The 14,183-nt window shown below is 75.6% G+C and carries 13 protein-coding genes and 1 pseudogene; 9 read left to right on the top strand and 5 right to left on the bottom strand.

Annotated features, from left to right (window positions below):
- Position 1: 1 nt before the first annotated feature.
- Positions 2 to 1,480 carry a DUF2079 domain-containing protein gene (locus ACRYMY_RS01190; protein ID WP_432545439.1) on the bottom strand — a complete coding sequence of 493 codons (1,479 nt, stop codon included), beginning with the start codon at positions 1,478 to 1,480 and terminating at the stop codon, positions 2 to 4.
- A 103-nt stretch (positions 1,481 to 1,583) separates the two neighbouring features.
- Here ACRYMY_RS01190 and ACRYMY_RS01185 point away from each other — a divergent pair, with 103 nt between their 5' ends.
- Positions 1,584 to 3,005 carry a glycosyltransferase family 39 protein gene (locus ACRYMY_RS01185; protein WP_432545438.1) on the top strand — a complete coding sequence of 474 codons (1,422 nt, stop codon included), beginning with the start codon at positions 1,584 to 1,586 and terminating at the stop codon, positions 3,003 to 3,005.
- Positions 3,006 to 3,031: 26 nt separating this feature from the next.
- On the opposite strand, the gene ACRYMY_RS01180 is transcribed toward ACRYMY_RS01185, so the two are convergent.
- Positions 3,032 to 4,087 carry a helix-turn-helix transcriptional regulator gene (locus ACRYMY_RS01180; protein WP_432545437.1) on the bottom strand — a complete coding sequence of 352 codons (1,056 nt, stop codon included), beginning with the start codon at positions 4,085 to 4,087 and terminating at the stop codon, positions 3,032 to 3,034.
- Positions 4,088 to 4,555: 468 nt separating this feature from the next.
- The gene (locus ACRYMY_RS01175; protein WP_432545436.1) at positions 4,556 to 4,705 is read right to left on the bottom strand and encodes a hypothetical protein; all 150 of its coding nucleotides are present in this window, start codon (positions 4,703 to 4,705) and stop codon (positions 4,556 to 4,558) included.
- A gap of 4 nt (positions 4,706 to 4,709) precedes the next feature.
- Here ACRYMY_RS01175 and ACRYMY_RS01170 point away from each other — a divergent pair, with 4 nt between their 5' ends.
- The 5 genes and pseudogenes from ACRYMY_RS01170 to ACRYMY_RS01150 all read left to right on the top strand — a co-directional run bounded on the left by ACRYMY_RS01170 (position 4,710) and on the right by ACRYMY_RS01150 (position 8,551).
- Entirely contained in the window at positions 4,710 to 4,940 is a 231-nt protein-coding gene (locus ACRYMY_RS01170) for a hypothetical protein (protein WP_432545435.1), read from the top strand.
- 182 nt (positions 4,941 to 5,122) lie between these two features.
- Positions 5,123 to 5,911 (top strand): hypothetical protein, encoded by a 789-nt coding sequence (locus tag ACRYMY_RS01165; RefSeq protein WP_432545434.1) that lies wholly within the window; start codon positions 5,123 to 5,125, stop codon positions 5,909 to 5,911.
- A 332-nt stretch (positions 5,912 to 6,243) separates the two neighbouring features.
- Positions 6,244 to 7,172, top strand: a pseudogene (gene sigJ, locus ACRYMY_RS01160) (RNA polymerase sigma factor SigJ).
- Between the two features lie 135 nt (positions 7,173 to 7,307).
- Positions 7,308 to 7,775 (top strand): hypothetical protein, encoded by a 468-nt coding sequence (locus ACRYMY_RS01155; protein WP_432545433.1) that lies wholly within the window; start codon positions 7,308 to 7,310, stop codon positions 7,773 to 7,775.
- Positions 7,776 to 7,780: 5 nt separating this feature from the next.
- Positions 7,781 to 8,551, top strand: a complete 771-nt coding sequence (locus ACRYMY_RS01150; protein WP_432545432.1) for an SDR family oxidoreductase — start codon at positions 7,781 to 7,783, stop codon at positions 8,549 to 8,551.
- 60 nt (positions 8,552 to 8,611) lie between these two features.
- Here the strand turns inward: ACRYMY_RS01150 and ACRYMY_RS01145 are convergent, their stop codons facing one another.
- Entirely contained in the window at positions 8,612 to 9,043 is a 432-nt protein-coding gene (locus ACRYMY_RS01145) for a rhodanese-like domain-containing protein (protein WP_432545431.1), read from the bottom strand.
- A gap of 93 nt (positions 9,044 to 9,136) precedes the next feature.
- On the opposite strand from ACRYMY_RS01145, the gene ACRYMY_RS01140 reads away from it, so the two are divergent.
- Entirely contained in the window at positions 9,137 to 9,595 is a 459-nt protein-coding gene (locus ACRYMY_RS01140) for an Lrp/AsnC family transcriptional regulator (RefSeq protein WP_432545430.1), read from the top strand.
- 108 nt (positions 9,596 to 9,703) lie between these two features.
- On the opposite strand, the gene ACRYMY_RS01135 is transcribed toward ACRYMY_RS01140, so the two are convergent.
- A complete protein-coding gene (locus tag ACRYMY_RS01135) occupies positions 9,704 to 10,417 on the bottom strand; it encodes a LysE family translocator (RefSeq protein WP_432545579.1) in 714 nt (237 codons plus the stop codon).
- Between the two features lie 216 nt (positions 10,418 to 10,633).
- On the opposite strand from ACRYMY_RS01135, the gene pdxR reads away from it, so the two are divergent.
- On the top strand, positions 10,634 to 12,274 hold the full coding sequence (gene pdxR / locus ACRYMY_RS01130; RefSeq protein ID WP_432545429.1) for a MocR-like pyridoxine biosynthesis transcription factor PdxR: 1,641 nt from the start codon (positions 10,634 to 10,636) through the stop codon (positions 12,272 to 12,274).
- A gap of 171 nt (positions 12,275 to 12,445) precedes the next feature.
- Positions 12,446 to 14,155, top strand: a complete 1,710-nt coding sequence (locus ACRYMY_RS01125; protein ID WP_432545428.1) for an ABC-F family ATP-binding cassette domain-containing protein — start codon at positions 12,446 to 12,448, stop codon at positions 14,153 to 14,155.
- The last annotated feature ends 28 nt before the right edge of the window (positions 14,156 to 14,183 follow it).

The raw sequence follows: 14,183 nt of genomic DNA, 5'->3' as shown, positions 1-14,183 counted from the left end.
TTCAGCAGCCCGTCTCCCACACCGGCGGCGGCAGCGGGGACTCCCGGCCGGGCTCGGGCAGCCACACGGTGCCGCGGCAGGGCAGCTCGACGGCGACGGCGGTGCCGCGCTCCACCGTCGGGTGGCCGAGGCCGCGCAGCTCCTCCAGCAGGGCGAGCTTGCCGGCGCGGGTGGCGCCGGCCCCGTCGATGCGGGTGTCGACGACGATCCAGTCGGCGGTGACGGGGTCGGTGTTGGTGAAGATCCGCACGGTGTGCCGGGTGATCAGGTACGGCCCGGCGCCGTTGTCGGCGGCGACGAGCGAGCCGGCGGGCAGGTCGGCGGACAGCGCCTGCAGGTCCCGGGTGGCGGCGGAGGGCCGCCACGTGTCGGCGTCGAGGGGGTCGGCGACGAAGTTCGCGGCCCGGTAGGTGCCGGCGCTGACGGTGACGCTCGCGACGGCGATCCCGGCGAGGAGGGCGCGGCGGACGCGCGGCCGCAGCCGGCGCAGGACGTCGACGACGGCGAGGGCGACGACGGGCATGACGACGGCGTCGTAGTGGAAGCGGGTGGACCAGTAGCTCTCGTACGGGGAGGCCAGCCGCCACAGCAGGGTGGGCACGGCGACCAGCGCCAGCGGGGAGCGCACCCACACGAACCCGCCGGTGGCGAGCACGGTCAGCAGCAGCTCCGCGCGCGGCTGCCCGTCCGCCGACCACGTCAGCGGCTCGGCGGGCGCGGCCTCCCCCGCGAAGCGCAGCTCGAACAGCGGCACGACCGAGTCGGGGTTGGCCCACCAGATCACCGCGAAGGCCAGGACGGTGCCCGCGACGGCGGCCGCGGCGGTCCCCACCGCGAGCAGCCGCACGCGGCGGCGGTCGGCGCCCCGGGCGAGCAGGAACGCGACGGCGGCGACGGCCACCACGGTCGGTCCCTGGTCCTCCTTGACCAGCAGCAGCGGCAGCGACCACGCCAGCGCCGCCCGCAGCCGCCGCTCCAGCAGCGCCGAGCAGGCGAGGGCGACGAGGGGGACGGCGAAGCACACCTCGTGCACGTCGAGGCGGGCGACGTTGACGACGCCGTAGGAGGCCGTGAACAGGGCCGCGACGACCGCGGACGCGCCCGCGCCCAGGTGCCGGCGGGCGGTGGCGTGGACGACGCCGACGGCCGCGGCGAGGGCGAGCGCCTGCACGACGATCAGCGAGCGCGGGTCCGGCCACACCCACCAGCCGGCGCCGAACAGGACGGTGACGGGGCTGAAGTGCTCCCCCAGCAGGGGCAGCCCGCGGATGTCGCTGTACGGCAGGCGCCCGGACGCCCACGACTGCGCGGACTGGGCGAACACGCCGAGGTCGAAGGCGCCGGAGCGGCCGGCGTTCCAGCGGGCCAGCCCCACCCAGGTCAGCGCCGCGAACGCGAGCGCCGCCGCGAGCAGCGACGGCCCGCGGCGCGTGCGGACGGGTGTGGCGGGTGCGTCCGGGGGCGCGGCGGTCGTGCTCATCGTGGCCGCGAACCTACCGCCGGTGACGCGCCGGGCGGGTCCGGCGCGGCTCCGAGGCGGGTGCGGCGGCTACCGTCCTGCGACTGTGCGCCCCGCTGCGACCGTGACGGCCCCGCCTGCACCGGCCCCCGCGCGCGGGGGCGCCGCGGCGCGGGTGCTGGCGGGGCTGGCGGTGCTGGCGCTGGGGGTGTTCGCGTTCGGCTGGCGACTGGGCGTGGAGACGTCGAACGGCGACGAGCTGGTGTACCGCGACGCCGGCGCCGCGTACTGGCGCGGCGACGTGACCCCGAACCCCGAGCACCCGCCGCTGGCCAAGCACCTCGTGGGGCTGGGCGGGCTGCTGGGCGACGGGTCGCTGACGGCCGAGCGGGTCCCGGCCGCGGTGTGCGGGGTGCTGGTGGCGGTGGTGCTGTTCGCGGTGACCCGCCGCCTGGCGGGCACGTGGACGGGGCTGCTGGCGGCGCTGCTGTGGTGCGCGCTGCCGCTGGCGCCGGGCGTGGTGCCCGCGCACGTGGCGCGGCGCGCGACGCTGGAGGCGCCGCTGCTGCTGTTCACGACCTGCGCGGTGCTGGCCGCGCAGCGGGTCGCGGACCGATCGACGCCCGGCCGGTGGGCGGTGCTGGGCGTGGCGGTGGGCGCGGCGACGGCCTCGAAGCTGACGGGCGCGGCGGTGGCGGTGGTGGCGCTCGCGGCGCTGTGGACGCACCGGCGGTCGTGGCGCGCGGCGCTGCCGGGCGCCGTCCTGGCGGGCGCGGTCGCGGTCGCGGTGTTCTGCGCCACCTACCTGCCGCACGGCGACCGGTTCTGGTGGGGCCTGCGCACGGTGGTCGCCTGGCAGCTGGAGCACGCCGGCCGTGGCGCGGTGCAGGAGGTCGCCGGGACCGTGTCGGCGTTCCCGCCGTGGTGGTCGGCGTGGTGGTTCCAGGCGCAGTACCTGGGCGCGGCGGGCACGGCGGCGCTGTGGTCGGCGGCGCTGCTGGGCGCGGCGCTCGTGGTGCGACGGCGCGCCGGGCTGCCGGTGGTGGCGGCGCTCGCCGCGACCACGGCCGCGCTGGTGGCCAGCCCGCTGAAGCTGCCGCAGTACCACGACGTCGCCGTCCCGCCGCTGCTCGTGCTGGCGGCGGTGGCGGTGCACGCGCTGCTGACCCGCCCGCGCGCGGGGGCGGCCCGGCTGGCCGGGGCGGTGCTGGTCGTCGTGGTGCTCGCTCCCCTGGCGACGGTGGCGGCCGGGCACCTGGCGCGGGTGGCGACCACCGCCCCCGCCGACTACCGGGTCGTGGCCCGCGAGCTGCCCGCCACCGCCGCGCCGGTCGTGGTGTGGGGGGACGCGGAGGCGCTGCGCCGACTGCGCCCGGACCTCGCGCTGACCGGTGCCGTGGCGCCCGACTGCGCGGCGGCCGCGCTCGTGGTGGACCCGACGGTGGCGAACCGCGTCGAGGGCGCGGACACCGCGGCGTGGGTCGGGGCGTGCGGGTGGCGGCTGGTGCTGCGCGCGGACCGGCTGTCGGTGTGGGCGGAGCGGTGAGGGACGACCGGGTGGCGACCGAACCGTCAGCGTGACCCGTCCCGGCGGTAGGCGTCGCTGAGCGCTGCGCAGTCGGCCAGCACGGGCAGGAGCCCCAGCTCGCGTCCCTTGATGACGGCGTTCAGCCGGTCCCCCACGCCCAGCGCCCGGTAGAGGTGCTGCAGGTGCTTGTGCACGGTGCGCTCGCTGATGCCGAGGCGCCGGCCGATGGCCGCGGCGGTCCACCCCTGCGCGAGGTGGCAGAGGATCTCGTGCTGGCGCGGCACGAGTCCTCGGGCGTCCTCACCTCCCGGTGAGGAGCGGGCGGCGCCGGCGACCTCGTCGACGACCACGGACGTGGAATCCTGCAGCGCGGGTCGCCAGCCCAGGGACAGGGCTCCGCGCCGGGTCGGCAGGCTCCCCGTGCGCTGGGCGGCGCTGAGGTGGCGACGGGCGACCGCGAGCACCTGCGCCGGGGTGGTTCCGTGCCGGTCCAGCAGCGTGGACGCCTCCGCGTTGGCGTAGGCGAGCGCCGCCCCCCGGAACACCAGCAGCCCGCAGCCGGCGGCGACGGCGCGGTCCAGGTCGAGGAGCAGCGCGTCGCGCTCGCGGTCGAGGGCGGCGCGGCGCAGGAACGGCACGAGGGCCCGCAGCGCGGCCCGCTCGTCGTCGCTGAACGGACGGCTGCGGTTCACCCCCCAGCCGAGGACGTCCCCGGCCGGGGAGAACTGCGCGGCCAGCAGCGCGAACGGCACCCCGCGGGGTTCGAGCAGCTCGCGCCGCATCGGGTTCACCGCCCACTCCTCGGGCGTGCAGATGTCCTCCACGCGGCTGGCGGGCAGTTCCCCGTTGCCGACGAGGTAGGCGATGCCGGGGTTGCCGCGCAGCACGACGTCCACGGCTGCCCGGTCCTGGGAGAACAGGGCGTCGGGCGCCTCGGTGACGTCGGCGCCTCGCCCGGTGGCACTGACGCGCACCTCGGCGGCGACGTCCCCCGGCGCGACGCGCAGCATCGCCCGCAGGCCGGCGTGCACCTGCGTCGATGGATCGTCGACCTCGAGCAGTTCCAGCCCCAGGTCCGTCGCGAGCCGCGCTCCGCTCATCCCGCGCACGTACCGGTAGTAGCACAGAATGCTACCTGTTGCATCCGCTCCGTGTCCGGTACGCAGTAGTGCGTACTTCCCCACCGCGGCGCCTCCTGGTTGCAGAGGATGCACGAGCGCGGTGGGCACTCGTATCAGCGCTCCACGTGCACCGAGGTCGACACCAGCAACGAGCTCGACGGAGTGGGTCGACGGAGTGGGTCGACGGAGTGGGCCGGCGGAGTGGGCCGGCGGCTCGACGAGGACCCGATCTCGACACTCTCACGATCCACCCGCCGAAGCGCGGCACCTGAACCCGGAAGCTCCAGCAGCAAGATGGTCGAGGAGGTATGCGGTGAGTCCCAGGGGGGAAGTCGCGGGCCGCACCAGGAGTCGCCGAGCGAGCGGCAGTTCGGTGAGCCGTCGGGGCCTCGTAGCGGTGTGGGTCCTCACCTTCGCGGCGTTGGGCTCGAGCGCAGCGTGGGCCGCTTACTCGTGGAAGTTCACCACTTCCAGCGAGGTCGAGACGGCTGCGAACGTCGAACCCCGGGCGACGGTCGTCGAGAAGGTGGGCGGCTTGTACCCAGGAGCGCTGCTCCCCATCTCGATCGAGGTGGAGAACCCGAACTCGTACCCCATCGTCGTGACGAGTCTGGAGGGTCATTCGGAGAAGCTGGCCAGTGGCTGCAACGACTACGCTGTCCAGCTCGTCAAGCAGACGCCTGAAGAGCTGGCCAGGACGGTGATCGGTCCCCGGAAGACGGTGAACGTTCCAGCTCAGATCACCATGAAGGAGTGGGCGCCCAAGGAGTGCGCTGACCAGACCTTGCGGATGAACATCATCGTGGGCGCCAGACAGTCGATCACTCCGTGAAGCGCGCCGACCACCGGACGGCACCGACGCCACCGTCGACGACTTCCGCTGACCCGACACGTGACACCTCTCGAGGAACGGGTGGTCCGGTCCTCGCGACCGACTCCCGACCAGGCGTCGAGCACACGAAGTCCCAGGCACCGAGGCGGTCCAGGCACGCCTCCTTCCCGACAGGTGACCCGATGACATCCGACAGCAGTCATGTGACCGAGGAGAGTGACATCCCGCAGATCAGTGAGAGGCCTCGGAGCCCTGGAGGTCTCGACGGGAGACACCTGGTCTGGACGTTCATCCCGGCGTTCGTGACAGTCGTCTTCGGTCTCGTCGGGTTCTTGGCGGGCGGCTACACGACCCAGTTCAAGGTGTTGTCGATCGCCGCGTTCACCTGTGCGGTCGTCGGGGCGGGTTCTCACGTCCTCCTCGCCCAGGGACACCAGCGAGCCCGAGGCGCTCTCGGCGCCTTGCGCACCTCGTCCAGTGCACTGTCCGTGGCAGCGATACTGGTCATGGTCGCCTTCACGCTGACCGGCAAACCCTCGTCCTTGGGTCCAGCACAGGCAGCGACAGCCGCCTTCACCGCTCCCGATGCTCGAACGCCGGTCAGCAGCCCCTTCTCCGCTTGGGGTACGTCCGACCTCCCGGCGAACACCCACCTCTGGCTCCTGGTACGCCCACCGAACGGCGTCTTCTACACCACCGACTTCGCCCCTCTCCACGTCGATCCACAGGGCGAGTGGGACACTGCAGGGATCGGGCTGGGCAGGGACCGGGACGACATCGGCAAGTCCTACGAGTTGCACCTCGTCGGGGTTCGAGTGGCGGAGGACGCGGACCCGAGGGTTGAGGATCCGATCTACCGGGCCGCACTGGCCGCACCGGAGGGCCAGGGCTCCGTGAGCTTCGACGTGCTCCCCGTGGGCGCCGAAGAACTCGACAGTGTTCGTGTCACCCTGGGCGATCGGCTGCCGTGAAGCTGTCCTCAGCACGTGCACACCCTCCGGATGCATCCTCGCGGCGCAGCTGAGACCTCGCGAGAACCATTCGTGCTACCGGCAGCGACGGGTCCACCTGGTCTCGCGCGTTCACGAGTCCGTCCCCTCGTGCCCCGCGGCCACCGGCCTCGCAGGAGCCCCGTGGACCGCCCGAGAGCCCCGTGACGAACCCGGCACCCAGCTGCACCTGGACGGCGTGTCCGGGCTCTCCGCCGGCTGGCGCCTGACGTCCGGCAGGCTCACCTCGTCTTCACGGTGACGGGTCGCGAGGGGCCGGTGCGGGCGGCCGCGCGGTCGGTGAGGGGTGGACGGTGGAGCACGGCGCGGCAACGGGGGACGAGGAGTCCCTGGGCGACGTCGTCCGCGAACGGCGGCGGCTGCTGTCGCTCGCCTACCGGGTCCTCGGCACGGTCGCCGACGCCGAGGACGCCGTGGGCGAGACGTACGTGCGCTGGTACCGGCTGAGCGAGGAGGAGCGGGCGGCGGTCGCGAACCCGCAGGCGTGGCTCACCCGGGTCGCGGGCCGGGTCTGCCTGGACGCCCTCGGCTCGGCGCGCGCGCGCCGCGAGCGCTACGTCGGCGAGTGGCTGCCCGAGCCCGTCCCGGCGGACCTGTTCGCCGGGACCGGTGGTGCCGCGGAGGCGGCCGACCCGGCGGACCGGGTGAGCCTGGACGAGTCGGTGAGCACGGCGTTCCTCGTCGTCCTGGAGGCGATGACCCCGGCCGAGCGCGTCTCGTTCGTCCTGCACGACGTGTTCGCGCTGCCGTTCGCGGAGGTCGCCGCCGTCGTGGGCCGCTCCCCCGGCGCGGTGCGCCAGCTGGCGTCGTCGGCGCGGCGCCGGGTGCGCGAGGGCGGCGCCGCGCAGGTGGACCGCCTGCAGCACGACGCGGTGGTGCGCGCGTTCGCCCGCGCCTGCCGCACCGGGGACGTGGAGACCCTCACCCGCGTGCTGGACCCGGCGGTCGTGCTGCGCTCGGACGGCGGGGGCGTGGTCAGCGCGGCCCGCCGCCCGGTGCGGGGGCCTCGGACGTGGCGCGCTTCCTGCTGGGCGTGGCGCGCAAGCAGCCGGACGCGCGGATGGTCGAGGAGCGCACGGGCGACGGGCTGGCCCTGCGCGTGGAGCACGAGGAGGTCGTGCGCGGGGTGCTGAACGCCCGCGTCGTGGACGGGCTGGTCGCGGAGCTCTGGTTGCAGGTCAACCCGCACAAGCTCGGCACGTGGACCGCGGGGAAGCCGTGAGGCCGGGCGGGTGATCCGCACCACAGCGGGCGGCTCGGCCTGACACCTCGCGGTGGTGCGTCGTCTGTCCGGCAGCAGGCGCGCGGAGCACCGCGGCGCCGTCCGTCCGGGGAGGTCGTCGTGGGAGTCGTCGAGGTGAGGAGCAGGCCGGCGGGCACGACGCTGCGCGAGCGTCGGGCGCTGCTGTGGCTGCTCGTCGTGCTGGGCCTGTACGTGGGCATCTGGTCGGCGTTCTTCCCCCTCTCGTTCTACGAGGAGTTCCCGGGGCCGTTCAGCGCGTGGATCGCGCTGGACGGCCCGTACAACGAGCACCTCGTGCGCGACGTGGGGACGTTCAACCTGGGCCTGGCGGCGGCGAGCGCGGCCGCCACCCGCTACCGGGACGCCGGGCCGGGGCAGGTGGTGGGGCTGGCGTGGGTGGTGTACTCGGTCCCGCACCTGGCGTACCACTTGCAGCACCTGGGCCACCTCGGCGTCGTCGACGTCGTCGGCCAGGTCGTCTCGCTCAGCTCCACGCTGGTGCTGGCCCTGCCCCTGCTGCTGCCCGAGCGTGCCACCGCGCGGGCCGACCGGCCCGGTGTCCGGGCCAGGAAGATCGGGTGAGACCCGTGAGGATCGCTGTCGCCGGTGGGACCGGCACCGTCGGGCGGCACGTCGTCGCCGCCGCCGAGGCGCGCGGCCACGAGACCGTCGTCCTGTCCCGCTCCACAGGGGTGGACCTCGTCGCGGGCACCGGCCTGGACGCCGCGCTGGACGGGGTGGACGCCGTCGTGGACGTCGCCTCCGTCCCGACGCAGTCCGCGAAGGCGTCCACGGCGTTCTTCCGCGCCGTCACGACGCACCTGCTCGCCGCGGGCGAGCGCGCCGGGGTCCGCCGCCACGTCGCCCTGTCGATCGTGGGCTCCGACCGCGCCCCGCACGGGTACTACGCGGGCAAGGCCGTGCAGGAGGACCTGGTGGCGCGCGGGCCGGTGCCGTGGACGCTGCTGCGCGCCACCCAGTTCCACGAGTTCGCCGGGCAGCTCCTCGGGCAGTTGTCCCTCGGCCCGCTGGCGCTGGTGCCGGTGATGCGCTCGCAGCCCGTCGCCGCCCGCGAGGTCGCCGAGCGGCTCGTCGTCCTCGCCGAGGAGGGCGTGGCCGGCGCCGCGCCGGGGCGGGCGCGGGACCTGGGCGGGCCGGAGGTCCTGCGGATGGCCGACGCGGTCCGCGCGTACGCCCGGGCCACCGGCCGCAGGGGCCCGGTGGTGGAGGTCCCGCTGCCGGGGGCGATGGGGAGGGCGTTCCGCGACGGGACCCTGGTCGCCGGCCCGGACGCCGACCGGGGGACGCAGACGTTCGCGCAGTGGCTGGCCGGGACGGGTGCTCCCGCGCGGCGCTGAACCACGGGTGGGCGTCCCGGTCGTCGTGAGCGCCTCGCGACGACCGGGACCCCCACCCGCTCAGGGGGTGGCGACGGGCACCGGGGCGACGAGCTCGTCCGGGTCCCGGCGGGAGCGTCCGCTGCCGGTGACGACCGCAAGCCCTTCCCGGGCCCAGTACTCGAAACCGCCGATCAGCACCTGCACCCGCGTGTAGCCCATCGACGCCAACGTGTGGGCGGCCTTGGTGGCGCCGTTGCACCCCGGCCCCCAGCAGTAGACGACGATCGGGGTGTCCAGGTCCGGCGCCAGCTCCGCGATCCCGTCGCGCACCTGCGCACCAGGCAGGTGCACCGCGCCGGGGATGCGTCCCTGGCCCCAGCCCGCGGCGGAGCGCACGTCGAGCACGAGAGGCGCCCCACCGGCGGCGCGGGCGGCGGCGAGGTCGGCGGGATCGGTCTGGTGGGCCAGCTGGGCGGCGAAGAAGTCCACCGCGCTCATCGGGTTCGGCATGCCGCCATCGAACCCGGCCCAGATCGGGAGGACCACCACCGTTTCCCGGTGGACCGAGCTCCGCGCCGTCGATCCGCTGGTAGTTTCCGGCACGTGGCGACGAATCCGCGGCCCGCTCTCGACGCGACCGACCACCGCGTCCTGGCGCACCTGCAGCGGGACGGGCGGACGAGCGTCGCGGAGCTGGCCCGGGCGGTCAACCTCTCCGCGAGCGCCACCGCCGAGCGGTTGCGGCGCCTGACGGACACCGGCGTCATCACCGGCTACACCGCCGTCCTGGACCCGGAGGCGTTGGGCTACACCGTGACCGCGTTCGTGCGCCTGGCCTACCCCACGGGGAACTACAAGCCGTTCCACGACCTGCTCGACGTCACCCCCGAGGTGGTCGAGGCCCACCACGTCACCGGCGACGACTGCTTCGTCCTGAAGGTCCTCGCCCGGTCGATGCGCGACCTGGAGCGCATCACCGGTGGGCTGGCGACCCTGGGCGGCATCACCACCAGCGTCGTCTACTCCAGCCCGCTGCCGCGCCGGCACCTCGACCCCGCGTAGGGACGGACCGGGGAACCGGTTCTCCGGACGTGGCCGTGGACGGCTCACCGGACCCCCTCCGGTGGCCCCGCGCCACCGGCAGCACCTCGACGAGGTGGGCGCCGGCGTTCACCGCAGGTGCTGCACGGCCAAGCCCACCGCCAGGACCAGGTAGCAGACCGCGAAGCTCCTGGTGACCCGGGCCAGCAGCGCCGGGCGGCGGACCAGGACCGGGCGCAGCAGCGCCGCGCCGACGCCGTAGGCGGTGAACACCACCCAGGTCAGTCCCGTGAAGACCGCCCCCAGCACGCTCATCTGCACCGCCGCCCGCACCGGTTGCGCGGTGGTGAGGAACTGGGGCAGGAACGCGATGAAGAAGATCGTCAGCTTCGGGTTGAGCAGGTTCAGGACCACGCCGTCGCGCAGGACCCTGCTCGCGCGTGGTGCCGGGACCGTCACCGCCACCGCCCCTGCGCGCAGCGGTGGCGCGGCGACGCCCGCGGGCCCGGCCGGAGCCGGGACCCGGTGGCCGGGGACCGGGAGCCCGCCGGTCCCCGTCGCGGTCTCGACGGTCACCGACCTCCACGTGGTCCAGGTCATGTGGAGCAGGTAGGCGACGCCGGCCCACACGAGGACCTGGTGCACCGCGCTGGCGGCGTGCAGCAGCGCGGCCAGGCCGCTGACCGCGGCGAGCAGGTGCGGCACGGTGCCCAGGGTGCACGCCGCAGCAGCCCACGCGGCGGCGCGGTGCCCCCGCAGCAGGCCGGCGTTCAGCGTGTAGACCGCTCCCGTGCCCGGGGTGGCGACGACGACCAGGCTGGTGAGCAGGAACGGCCAGCTCACCACGCCCGACCACCACAGTGCGCGCCGGACGCCGACCACCCCGCTCCTCGGTGCCGCGGCGAGAAGACCAGCGCGGCGCCGTCGAGCACGGCGGAGGGCGAGGAGGTCGCGGTCCGCCGGTCACGGGCGGTGCGGTGAGGACCGGCGACCCCTCGTCCGTGGTCCCCTGCGGCGTCGTGGGCTGCGTCCTTCACGACCGCGATGCTGGGTGCCAGGATGGACCAGCTCAAGACCCAAAGCCCGACCCTCCGGATGGACCAAATGACCCGGTCAGGTGCCTCCACCCGGTCCGGCCCGTCCTGGAACCGCGACCGGCTGGACGCCGACGACGACGCGGGAGGTGCCGGCTCCACCCCGCGGAGCGGTGGTCGCGGCAGTGACTTCCTCCAGCTGGACCCCACCGCGGCTCCGACCCGGGGCAGGTCGGCGTGGCTGGCTGCGCGCCTGCGGGAGGCGATCACCACCGGGCGGGTGCCTGACGGCGCGGTGCTGCCGCCCACCCGGGCCCTGGCCGTCGACCTGGGGTGGGCCCGCGGCGTGGTGGTGGAGGCCTACCAGCGCCTGGGCGAGGAGGGCCTGACCACGGGACGAGCCCGCGGAGGTACTCGCGTCCGCCTGCCACCGACCCACCCGGCCGGCCCGCGTCCCCGCACCGCACCGTCGTCCGCCGGCACCTCACCGGACCCGCCCGCGGGGCGGGCGCCGGCGTGCACCTCGGCTCCCGTCCTGGACCTGACACCCGGGGTACCGGACCTGACGCGCTTCCCCCGAGCGGCGTGGTTGCGCGCCGAACGCAGTGCCCTGCACACCGCCGGCCCCGACGTCCTGCGCTACGGCGGCCCCGCCGGTGACCCGGGGCTGCGGCAGCGACTGGTCTCCTGGCTGGCACTGCACCGCGGCATCAGCACCACCCCCGAGGACGTCGTGATCGTCGCCGGTGTCGCCCAGGCCCTGGCCCTGACCGCCCACGTCCTGCGCCGGCGCGGGCTGGACCGCATCGGGGTCGAGGACCCCGGTAGCCGCGGCGCCCGTGACGAACTGGCCTACTGGGGCTTGGACCCCGTGCCGGTCCCCGTCGACGAGCACGGACTGCGCACCGACCTCCTCCCCGCGCTGCTCCCCTCCACGACCGGCCGCCCCGGCGGGGCGGTCCCGGCCGGAGGCCGGCCTCGCGGGGCGGTGGTGGTGACCCCGGCCCACCAGTACCCGACGGGGGTCCCGCTCAGCCCGGCGCGACGTGTCGAGCTCCTGCGCTGGGCGAGCGAGCACGACGGGTTGATCGTCGAGGACGACTACGACGCCGAGCACCGCTACGACCGCACCCCCACCGCGTCGGTGCACGCCGCGGCCCCCGACCGGGTGCTGCACACCGGCAGCGTCTCCAAGACCCTGGCCCCCGCGCTGCGCCTGGGCTGGGTCGTGGCCCCCACCTGGTTGCGCACCGAGCTGCTGGAGGCCAAGCACGCCAGCGACATCAGCAACCCGTCGCTGCCGCAGTTGGTCCTGGCGCAGATGCTCTCCGACGGCAGCTACGAACGGCACCTGCGCCTGACCCGGCGGCACCAGCGCGGCCGACGCGACGAGTTCGTGTCGGCCCTGCACCGCGCTCTGCCCACCGCCCGCGTCGGTGGGCTGGCCGCGGGCCTGCACCTCGTCCTCGACCTGAGCGGCCACGACCTCGACGACGTCGAGCTCGCCGACCGGCTGGCCCGCCGTGGTGTGGTGGTCGACACCCTCAGCAGGCACCGGGTGCGGCCGGGCCCTCCCGGGCTGGTCCTCGGGTACGCGGGACTCACCCCCCAGCGACTGCGGGCCGCAGCCGACCGGATCGCCGCCACCGTCAGCGACCTCCGCTGAGCCGCGCGCTCCGGTGCCGGGCCGACGCCACGTCCACGTCCGGGGAGCCGGGAAACTGCTTGCCCCCGCACCACCGCGGGTCCACCCTGGTCCCGTGCGTTCCTGAGCCCGTCCCCTCCCGCCCCGCGGCCACCGGCCCGGCGGGAGTCCCGTGGACCGCTCAGGAGCCCCGTGACGACCCCCAGCACCCACCTGCGCCTCGACGGCGTGTCCGTGTCCCCCGCCGGCCGGCGCGTCCTGACCGACGTGTCCCTCGTGGTCGCCGCCGGTGAGCGCGTCGGCCTCGTCGGCGAGAACGGGTCCGGCAAGTCGACGCTGCTGCGCGCGGCCGCCGGCCTGCTCGTCCCCGACGCCGGGACGGTGACGGCCACCGCCCCCGGCGGGCGCGTCCCGACGCGCGGGCTGCTGCACCAGGAACCGCCGTTCGCGCCGACGACGACCGTGGTCACCGCCGTGGAGGACGCCCTCGCCCCGGTGCGCCGGGCCGCGGCCGTCGTGGAGGAGCGCGCCCTCGCGCTGGCCGCCGCCCCCGACGACGCCGGAGCCGCCACGGCGTACGCGGCGGCGGTGGAGGACGCCGAGCTGGCTGGGGTGTGGGACGCCGACGCCCGCGCCGCGACGACGCTCGCCGCCCTCGGCCTGGGCGCGGTGCCCGTGGACCGGCCGACGGGTGAGCTGTCGGGCGGGCAGCGGGCCCGGCTGTCGCTGGCGTGGTTGCTGCTGCGCGCCCCGGACGTCCTGCTGCTGGACGAGCCGACGAACCACCTCGACGACACCGCGACCGCGCACCTGCGCGACGTCCTGCTGACCTGGCGCGGGCCGGTGCTGCTGGCCAGCCACGACCGCGCGTTCCTCGACGAGACGACGACGGGCGTGGTGGACCTGGACCCCTCCCCGCTGCCGCGCGCGCTGGCAGGTCCCCTCGCCGCGGGTGACAGCGGCACGGGTCTCGGCGCCGCGCGCGCCACCACGGGCACCGGCGGGTACACCGAGCACCTGCTGCGGCGCGCGCGGGAGCGGCAGCGGTGGGGGCAGCGGTTCCGCGACGAGCAGGAGGAGCTGGGCCGGCTGCGCGCCGCCGTCGAGCGCGACCAGGTCGTCGGCCACGACGACTGGAAACCCCGCACCGAGGGTCGCGCCGCGCAGAAGTTCTACGCCGACCGCAACGCCCGCGTCGTCTCGCGACGGGTGTCGGACGCCCGCGCCCGGCTGGCCGAGCTGGAGGAGGGGCAGGTGCGGAAACCTCCCGCACCGCTGCGGTTCGCCGGGTTCGGCGCGGTCCGCGAGCGGGACGCGGAGCCGGTGCTCGCGGCCGAGGACGTCCACGTCCCCGGCCGCCTGGCCCCCACGTCCCTGACCGTGGGGCCCGGGGAGAAGTGGCTCGTCACGGGCGCGAACGGGGCGGGCAAGTCGACGCTCCTGCACGTCCTCGCCGGCCTGCTCGAACCCCGCGGCGGCGCCGTCCGCCGGGCCGGGCGCGCGGGCCTGCTGACCCAGGACGTGGACCTGCCAGACCCGCGCGGTCGCGGCGCGCACCGGACCGTCCGGCAGGTGTGGGCGGACCTGGTGGGTGCGGCGCGCGCCGAGGAGGTGCCGCTCGCGGCGACGGGGTTGCTGTCCCGCCACGAGGAGGACCGCCGGGTCGGCGAGCTCAGCCTCGGGCAGCAGCGGCGCCTGGCGCTGGCCGTCCTCGTCGCCGACCCCCCGGACGTGCTGCTGCTGGACGAGCCCACCAACCACCTGTCCCTGCCGCTGGTGAGCGCGCTGGAGGAGGCCGTCGAGGAGCACCGCGGCGCCGTGGTGATCGCCTCGCACGACCGGTGGCTGCGGCGGCGCTGGCGTGGGCGGCACCTGTCCCTGCACCCGGTGACGGACGGCTGACGCGCCTTCCGGCCGGGCGCGCCGTGGG

This window comes from Kineococcus haloalkalitolerans, assembly GCF_050871905.1.
Classification (GTDB): Bacteria; Actinomycetota; Actinomycetes; order Actinomycetales; family Kineococcaceae; genus Kineococcus.
Note: the sequence above shows the minus strand (reverse complement) of the source record. Positions and strands in the feature narration are given on the sequence as shown.

Coding starts and splice junctions, on each gene's coding strand:
- ACRYMY_RS01180 (WP_432545437.1), bottom strand. CDS start 4,087: ATGAGCGGAGCGCGGCTCGCGACGGACCTGGGGCTGGAACTGCTCGAG.
- ACRYMY_RS01145 (WP_432545431.1), bottom strand. CDS start 9,043: ATGCCGAACCCGATGAGCGCGGTGGACTTCTTCGCCGCCCAGCTGGCC.
- ACRYMY_RS01175 (WP_432545436.1), bottom strand. CDS start 4,705: ATGGGGTACGAGTTCGGGTTCTCCACCTCGATCGAGATGGGGAGCAGC.
- pdxR (WP_432545429.1), top strand. CDS start 10,634: ATGGACCAGCTCAAGACCCAAAGCCCGACCCTCCGGATGGACCAAATG.
- ACRYMY_RS01190 (WP_432545439.1), bottom strand. CDS start 1,480: ATGAGCACGACCGCCGCGCCCCCGGACGCACCCGCCACACCCGTCCGC.
- ACRYMY_RS01165 (WP_432545434.1), top strand. CDS start 5,123: ATGACATCCGACAGCAGTCATGTGACCGAGGAGAGTGACATCCCGCAG.